The organism is uncultured Helcococcus sp., assembly GCF_946998255.1.
In the GTDB taxonomy this organism is placed as follows: domain Bacteria; phylum Bacillota; class Clostridia; order Tissierellales; family Peptoniphilaceae; genus Helcococcus.
The window spans coordinates 1-7,988 of record NZ_CAMPYN010000048.1; the positions used below are offsets into that span (position 1 = coordinate 1).

General features: G+C 32.6%; 5 protein-coding genes. All 5 read left to right on the forward strand.

Features of this window, described 5'->3' with window-relative positions; translation table 11 throughout:
• Nucleotides 1-727: 727 nt before the first annotated feature.
• Nucleotides 728-2,002, forward strand: coding sequence for a C40 family peptidase (locus Q0U66_RS04675; protein WP_297377981.1), 1,275 nt, complete (start codon nt 728-730; stop codon nt 2,000-2,002).
• Between the two features lie 101 nt (nt 2,003-2,103).
• Nucleotides 2,104-2,928 carry a purine-nucleoside phosphorylase gene (locus Q0U66_RS04680; protein WP_297377984.1) on the forward strand — a complete coding sequence of 275 codons (825 nt, stop codon included), beginning with the start codon at nt 2,104-2,106 and terminating at the stop codon, nt 2,926-2,928.
• 55 nt (nt 2,929-2,983) lie between these two features.
• A complete protein-coding gene (locus Q0U66_RS04685; RefSeq protein WP_297377986.1) occupies nt 2,984-5,773 on the forward strand; it encodes an ATP-dependent DNA helicase in 2,790 nt (929 codons plus the stop codon).
• A 44-nt stretch (nt 5,774-5,817) separates the two neighbouring features.
• A complete protein-coding gene (locus tag Q0U66_RS04690; RefSeq protein ID WP_297377989.1) occupies nt 5,818-7,791 on the forward strand; it encodes a DHH family phosphoesterase in 1,974 nt (657 codons plus the stop codon).
• The coding region (rplI, locus tag Q0U66_RS04695) for a 50S ribosomal protein L9 (protein ID WP_297377992.1) at nt 7,791-7,988 on the forward strand (198 nt) is incomplete at its 3' end. The genes Q0U66_RS04690 and rplI, both read left to right, overlap by 1 nt.

A 7,988-nucleotide genomic window follows, 5' to 3' on the forward strand; every position in this document is an offset into this window, starting at 1 on the left:
ATCAAACAGGACAATATCCAAAGAACTTATTATGGGCCATGTGAAAATTCACTTAAGTGTCCTTGACATAGGTAGTAGTTTAGGCCAGGAAATCATGACAGGAGAGAGAAAGGCTGGAATACGAATGAAGCTCTTGGCCAGGAAATCATGACAGGAGAGAGAAATGTTGGAATACGCATGAACCCCTGGGCCAGGAAATCATGAGAGGGGAGAGAAAGGCTGGTATACACATGAAACCCAGGGCCAGGGGTACCAAAACCCACATGAGATTCAAGCAAAACAAGTCATGATGGTATCCAGGAAAACATCAAAACCCACATGAGATTCAAGCAAAACAAGTCATGATGGTATCCAGAAAAACACCAAAACCTACATGAGATTCAAGCAAAACAAGTCATGATGGAATACGCAAAAACATCAAAACCTACATGACATTCATGCAAAAAAAGTCATGATGGTATCCAGAAAAACCCCAAAACCTACATGACCATCCAAGATAAAAGTCGTGACGGAATCCACAATAACTCTCTAAAATCTCCATTAAACCAGCTAAAACAATCAATCCATCAATAACTCTCAACCCCCACACAGGCTAGGCCACAAGTATTGTTAACTTTTTGTAACAACTTCCCAACAAATTTACAAAAAGGTTACAAAAAATTGAAAAATAGTTACAATCTATATATAATATGAATCAGTTACAAAAATATTACAGAAAGAGGACAATATGTTAGAAAATTCTAAAAAGAGATTAGCTGCAAGTGCTCTTACAGTATCACTAGCATCAATCTCACTATTAACACCTGTAGCCCAAGCTGCAAAAGTGCAATTACAAGAAGACTCAAAGATATATATGACAGCTGGACAAGCAGAAAAAAATAACAATTCTGTTGGCGTATATAAAGCAGGTGAATATTTTGTATATAAAAGATTTGGAAATGCAATAAATATTTCAAAGACAGAAAAATCAGCAGGTGCTTGGGTAGACGCAAGCAAATTAGAAAGTACAAGCAATTCTTTAGTAGCAAAACAAGAAACTAAAGAATCATCAACAGTTGAAGATGTTGTTCTTAAGTTCGAAGTAGAAGGAAACAAGGTAATCTTAAATGAAGATGTTGAAATTTACATAAATGCTGATGACGCTAAAAACAAAGTAAACTCAAGAGGAGTATACAACAAGGGTGAATACTATATCTATAAGCAACAAGGAAATGCTTACAATATAGCTAGATTCCAAGGTGCTCCAGGTGGTTGGGTATACCAAGAAGAAATTATTAAAAAAGTAGAAGTTAAAGAAGAATTAAAAGAAGAAGTAAAAGAAACAGAAGCTCAATCAAATAAATTTACTTTGAAAAATACAGTAAGTGGTTTTAGAACAGCAAACAATGCTAAAAGCTCTACAAATCCAGTTAACCAATTAGCAAAAGGTGAATATTTCATCTTCAAAAAATACAATGGAATGATCAATGTATCTAAGAGTGCTAATTCAGCTGGTAGCTGGATAAATCCAGGACATACAAGTCCAGTTAAAGTAGAAAGAAGAGCACCACAAAGCTCTAACACAAACACAAGATCTCAAAACACAAATACTACTGCAACTAAAGAAGTAAATACAGCTCCTGCAAATTCAGTTTCAGGAAATGCAGTTGTAAATGGAGCATTGAGATACTTAGGTTCTAGATATGTATATGGTGGTTCAACTCCAGCAGGATTTGACTGTTCAGGATTCACATCATATGTATATAGAAACTTTGCTGGAAAATCTATACCAAGATCTTCAAGTGCACAAGCAAGTGTTGGTACTCCAGTTTCAATCAACAACTTACAAGCTGGTGATTTAGTATTCTACAATACTTCAGGAAGAGGTATTTCACACGTAGCTATTTACGATGGTAACGGTGGACTAATTCATGCAACAAACCCAAGAACAGGTGTTATAAGAGAAAGTATGAATTCAAGATACTGGTCATCAAGATATGTTACAGCTAGAAGAGTAAAATAATTTCAATATAGACTTGAGTTTTAAACTCAGGTCTATTTTTATTTTGTCTTTTATTATATAATGAAAAGGTAATACATAATAATTATATAAAGGAGATGAATATGACAGATTTCAAGAAAAGATTAGAAGAAGCTTATGAAGATTTAGCTAGCAAGGTTAAATTTAGACCTAAATTAGCTATTACTTTAGGTTCAGGCCTAGGAAGATTGGCTGACCAAGTTGAAATAGAACAAGAAATATCATACAAGGATATTAAATCATTTCCAGTTTCTACAGCACCAGGCCACAAGGGTAGATTTGTATTGACTCATATCCACGGTGTGCCAACTATTATTATGCAAGGTAGGGTTCACTTATATGAAGGATATAGTGCCCAAGATACAGTTATGCCTACAAGATTGATGGGATTATTAGGTGCAGAAACTCTTATAGTAACTAATGCTGCTGGTGGAGCAAATAAAGACTTTTCTGTTGGTGATTTAATGATTATCAGAGACCATATTACAGCCTTGGTACCTTCACCATTGAATGGACCAAACTTAGATGATTTAGGACCAAGATTCCCAGACATGACAGAAGTTTATAACAAGAAATTGAGTGATAAATTAGAAAAAATAGCAAAGGAAAAGGGTGTTTCAGTACAAAATGGTGTTTATTGCCAATGGCAAGGACCAAACTATGAAACTCCTGCTGAAGTAAAGATGGCTACAATATTAGGTGCTGACGTAGTAGGTATGTCAACAGCTATAGAAGCTATGGCTGCAAGACACATGGGTATGAAGACAGTAGGTATTACCCTAGTTACAAATATGGCAGCAGGTATTTCAGAAGTAGAGCTAGACGAACAAGAAGTTATCGATGCTGGTGAAGCTGCTTCAGGATACTTCATTGACCTAGTAATGGACTTCATTAAAGAATTAGCATAGAAATAATACATATCCGAAAGATTTTCTTTCGGATATTATTTTATAAAGGAAAGACATGACTTATAATTTAAAGCAAAAAGACGCTATACAGACAATTGATGGACCTATTTTGATAATAGCAGGACCCGGCACAGGGAAAACATTCACCCTAGTAGAAAGAGTGAAGTATATGATAAGGGATAAAAATATAGACCCTTCATCTATACTCATATCAACCTTTACCAACAAGGCTGCTTTTGAATTGAAGGATAGGCTATCATTAAATTTCAAAAAAGAGAATATTGATAAAGATATCAATGATATGGTGGTGGGAAATTTCCACTCTATTTGCCGTGATATAAATGAGAAGTATCTTGAATACACTTATTTAAAAGCGGGTTATTCTCAAATTGACGATACAGGACAAGCCTATTTAATCCATAGATATCTAAGAAGTTTTCAAAAAATTCCAGGTTATTCACAAGTGATTAATGGAGCAGACCACGTTAAAGATATAATGAACCTGGTTAATTCTATAAGGGAAGAAGGGATAATAGAAAGAAGTTCTAAAAATCCAGTTGCAAATGTGGGGCTACAGATTCTTAACCATTATGAAAAATTACTAGAAAAATATAATCTAATAGATTTTTCAGGAATATTATTCACCACATATAAATTGCTTGTTGAACATGACCATATAGTTAAAGAAATCCATGAAAAAATCAACTATATAATGATTGATGAATACCAAGACACCAATTATGTTCAAGAGCAAATTATTTTTAAGATGCTAAATAAAAATAAAAATCTGTGCGTAGTGGGTGATGATGACCAGAGTTTATATAGGTTTAGGGGTGCGTCAGTAAGAAATATTTTAGAATTTGATAATAGAATAGACCAGGTTAAGGTTATAAAGCTTATGCAAAATTATAGGTCGGAAGATTCTATTATCAGATTTTATTCTTCATTTTTAGAAAACTTAAGTACACAAAATGATGAATATAAAAAATACAGGTATCCAAAATTACTATTTTCAGACAAGTTAAGTGGGGAAAATAGGGTTGTTAAGCTATATTCTCAAAATGAAGAAGAATGGATAGAAAAGACCTGTGCCTACATGAAAGACCTGTATCTCCAAGGAGCCATAAATTCTTACAATGAGATATCTGTATTATTTTCATCAGTAAATAATGCTTCTGCTCGTAAGTTTATTTCTCATGCAAAAAAACAAGGTATAGGAGTATATATTCCAAAAAGATCAACCCTTTTATCAAGAAAAGAAGTTAAAGAGATGATAGGTGGATTATATACTATTTTTAGAAGGTATATAGATAGGTCAAAGGTGTCGGATCCAATGACTTATGCTTTTTTAGAAAGAGAATATAATTTATTTGATAAATATATACAAAGACATGCTGACCTAAAAAACTTTATTGAAAAAATGTCTGAATATTTAAATGAAGAGGGAAGTCGAATAAGTCTCCATGACATATATTATAGATTATTTGCCTATGAACCCTTCTACAAGTACATGAAAAATGAAGAAAAAGCCAAGGGGCTATCAAGGTATTTAGAGCTGCTGGATACTTTTTCTTTGATCAATCAAATTTATTATGTGGGTAAAGATAATTTAGATAAATTTATATCTACATTTTTCTTTAATTTTATATCTTTTATCAGTAACAGAAATGGTATAGCTGAGTTTGATGAAGAAACTACGATTCCAGATGAAAACTCAATATCAGTTTTAACCATTCATGCTTCAAAAGGAATGGAATATCCAGTAGTTTTCATGGGGTCTCTTTGGGATAAGCCTTTTACAAATAGAAAGTATAAAAATAATATTGAAAAACTTGTGGATATATTGAAGGAAGAATATACACAAATAAATGATTTTGAGCCTATAGAGTTGATGGAAAATCTAGACTTTCATAGAAAGTATTACACAGGTTTTTCCAGGGCCAAAGACCTACTTGTATTAACTGGTTTTGGAAATAGTATTTCTCCATATCTAATCAACTATTTTAATAACTTAAATGAAGTTCCTGTAAAGGACCTAGACTTGGAAAAGGGACCTGTTAAAAACAATAAAGTAAGAAAGAGTTATTCCTACACTGCTGATATAGTACCTTATAGGGACTCAAGTATTAAGTATTATTATGAAAGAATACTGAAATTTAGACAGCCTAAAACAAAGGCTTTATTCTACGGGTCTATAGTCCATGAGTCTATTGAAACTATAAATAAAACTCTTATAAATAATGGAGATATTAATGGTATTGAGACCTATAAATTAGTCAGGGATATAGGTGCCCAGAAATATAGGCAAGGCGCTATAGACATAAGAAAAGAAGATATAGAAAAAGCCCATGAAGAAGTTTGCTTATATTTAGAGAATTTGAAGAACATTGGTAAACCATTGAATTCTGAATTGAATATATTTTATTCTACAGATGATTATGCCCTTATAGGTAATGTAGATATGATTTTTGAGAATGATGGAGGGCTTCATATAATGGACTTCAAGACTGGTAGACCGGTTGAAAGTCACGAAGACGACTCTATACTTAAATCATATATAAATCAGATTAACCTATATGCCTACCTCTATGAGCAAACAAAAAATAAAGGGATATCTAGTGTGTCTTTGTATTTTACAGATTTAGCTAATAATAAAAATATATACACCTATCCTGTAGATAAAGACCTTAATAAAAAAATACTCAAAGGTATAGAAAAAACTATAAAAGATATAGAAAATGAAAAATTTAATTTTAAAAACTATGACCCTAATAAGGCAGGATTACTAAAATTCTTTTTAAATAGATACTATAAAGAAGTCGGAGATATTCAAATTCTAGCCTAAATTTGATATAATTATCTTTATAGATTTAATGTAAAGGAAGATGAATGATTAATAAATATTTAACTAAAGAAAATGTAAGCATATGGCTAAGTCCTATTGCAAATATTTTACTTACAATCATATTATTAATTTTGAATATTTACCTAGGTATAATAGGGATTGTTTTATCAGCCTTATCTCTTTATAACGCCTATGAACTATACACCCTAAAGGACAGGGCTTTTAAAGAATATGCTGATAATTTGGAAGTATACTTTGAAGGATTCTCGAAAAAGGCCATATTTTCAATGCCTTTTTCTATTATAGTTTTGGATAAAAACAACCAGCTAAATTGGTATAATTCAAGATTTAAAAATATGATTTCAAGAAAAGATTCCTTGGTAGAAGAGGATATAGATGAAATTTTACCAGGCATCACAGAACTGTTTGAAAAAGATAATGGCAATCAAGTGTTTGATTATGAATTTGAACAAAGAAACTATAGCGTACATTACAGTCTTTTAGAAAAAGAAAATGTAAAACTTCTATACTTCGTTGACCAAACCGAAGCAGTAGATATTGCTATGACTTATGAAAATGAAAAACTTGTTGTTCTAAATATCAAATTAGATAACTTAGACGAGTTAAATCAAAACTTATCTTCAGAAAAGAGACCTATTCTTTATGCGGAAATAGATACCTTGATTACTTCATACTTCCACAAGTATGGATCTTTTATAAAGAAAAGTGAAAATGGTAGATACCACGCGGTTAGTTACAAGGAAAGTCTTGAAGCTATGCTTGAAGAAAAATTTAGCTTTGTTGAAGAAGTAAGAAGAGTTGAAGCTGGAAATACTTTAGCACCTACCTTATCCATAGGTGTAGCCTATGATGACGAAAGTCCTAGACTAATTGAAAAGTCTGCAAATGCAGCCTTAGATATAGCCCTAGGTAGGGGTGGTGACCAAATAGTAATCAAGAGACAAGATGACTTAGAATATATTGGTGGAAATAGCCAAGCTACCATAAAGAGGACCAAGGTAAGAGCCAGGGTCTTGGCCCATGCCTTATCACAGTTGATAGGAAAATCTACAGAAGTATTTATTTCTGGACATGTAAATCCGGATATGGATTCCATTGGATCATCCATAGGTTTGTGGCATGCAGCAAGAGAAAAGGGCAAGGATGCCTACATTGTTCTGTCTAAGGTGACACCAGCCATAGAAAATATTTACAGGTATACAACAGAAAATATTGAAGATTTGGAAGATTATATAATTAGTCCTGATGAAGCTTATAGCAAAATCAAGTCATCATCACTATTTATAATTACAGATAATCACAGAAAAAATTCGACTGAAGAACCTAGATTGTTTGAAAAGACTGACTCAGTTGTTATAATCGACCACCATAGAAGGGGAAGCGATTATATAGAAAATGCGGAATTGACTTATTTAGAGCCATCTTCATCATCAGCATCAGAGCTTGTTACAGAGATGTTGTTATATATGGATGATGGAATTGCTATAAATAAAATTGTGGCAGAGGCCTTACTTGCTGGTATAAGTATGGATACAAAACACTTTACCCAACAAACTTCATCAAGGACTTTTGAAGCAGCATCAGTTCTAAAACAAAATGGGGCAGACTCTGACACTGTAAATGAACTATTTGTTGAAGATTTTGATACCTTAAAGGCTAAATCTCAAATTATTTCAACAGCTGAAATTTATAAAGATATATTTATCATCGGAATATTTGACAAGGAAACTGATGAATCATCCTTGATAGCTTCACAAGCAGCAAATGACCTAGTGCAGATTACAGGTATAGAAGCATCCTTTGTACTTACAAAGCAAAATTCAAAGGTTCATATATCAGCAAGGTCCAACAAAAAAGTGTCAGTACAATTGATTATGGAAAAACTAAATGGTGGTGGACATAGAAATATGGCGGCTACCCAATTAGAAGTAGATATGGAAGAAGCTAAATCCCTTCTTAAGAAGGCTATTAAAGAATACATGGAGGAGAATGAATAATGAAAGTTATATTATTAGAAGATGTTAAAAAATTAGGTAAGAAAGACGAACTAGTTAATGCGAAAACAGGTTATGCAAGAAACTTCCTTATTCCAAATGGTTTAGCTATAGAAGCAACACCTGCAAACAAGAAAAAATGGATGGAAGAACAGGCTAGATTAAAAGAAGAATTTAAACAAAATAAAGCTGAAGCTGAA

Coding starts and splice junctions, on each gene's coding strand:
- Q0U66_RS04685 (WP_297377986.1), top strand. CDS start 2,984: ATGACTTATAATTTAAAGCAAAAAGACGCTATACAGACAATTGATGGA.
- Q0U66_RS04690 (WP_297377989.1), top strand. CDS start 5,818: ATGATTAATAAATATTTAACTAAAGAAAATGTAAGCATATGGCTAAGT.
- Q0U66_RS04675 (WP_297377981.1), top strand. CDS start 728: ATGTTAGAAAATTCTAAAAAGAGATTAGCTGCAAGTGCTCTTACAGTA.
- Q0U66_RS04680 (WP_297377984.1), top strand. CDS start 2,104: ATGACAGATTTCAAGAAAAGATTAGAAGAAGCTTATGAAGATTTAGCT.